Origin of the sequence: Mesorhizobium sp. M5C.F.Ca.IN.020.29.1.1, from assembly GCF_003997375.1 — a bacterium.
GTDB classification, from domain to species: domain Bacteria; phylum Pseudomonadota; class Alphaproteobacteria; order Rhizobiales; family Rhizobiaceae; genus Mesorhizobium; species Mesorhizobium wenxiniae.
In genome coordinates this window covers 1-408 of the sequence record NZ_RZSW01001211.1, presented here as the reverse complement: position 1 = coordinate 408, position 408 = coordinate 1, and the positions used below count along the sequence as shown (strand labels likewise).

Here is a 408-nt window from a genome sequence, read left to right as displayed (position 1 = left end):
CCCCAATGCCGATCGTCGGGACGGCTATTTCCTCGGTGATCCGGCGGGCGAGCGGCTCGGGGACTTTTTCGAGCACGACGGCGAAAGCGCCCGCCTGGGCCACAGCATGGGCATCGCGCCTGATGCGCTCACCGTCCCCGCCCCTGCCCTGCACGCGATACCCGCCGAACGCGTTGACCGCCTGCGGGGTAAGCCCAACGTGGGCCATCACGGGCACGCCGCGGCCGGTGAGGAAGCGGATCGTCTCAGCCATCGCCTCGCCACCCTCGAGCTTGACGGCCGCTGAGCCGGACTCGGCCATGACGCGCGCGGCATTCCGAAAAGCCTGCTCCGCGCCTTCCTCGTAGGAGCCGAACGGCATGTCGACGACCATCAGCGCGCGTTCGAGCCCGCGGCGCACCGCCTGGC

General features: G+C 70.6%; 1 protein-coding gene. It reads right to left on the bottom strand.

Features of this window, described 5'->3' with window-relative positions; translation table 11 throughout:
• The coding region (locus tag EOA85_RS37080) for a 3-methyl-2-oxobutanoate hydroxymethyltransferase (protein WP_206523523.1) at positions 1-408 on the bottom strand (408 nt) is incomplete at both ends.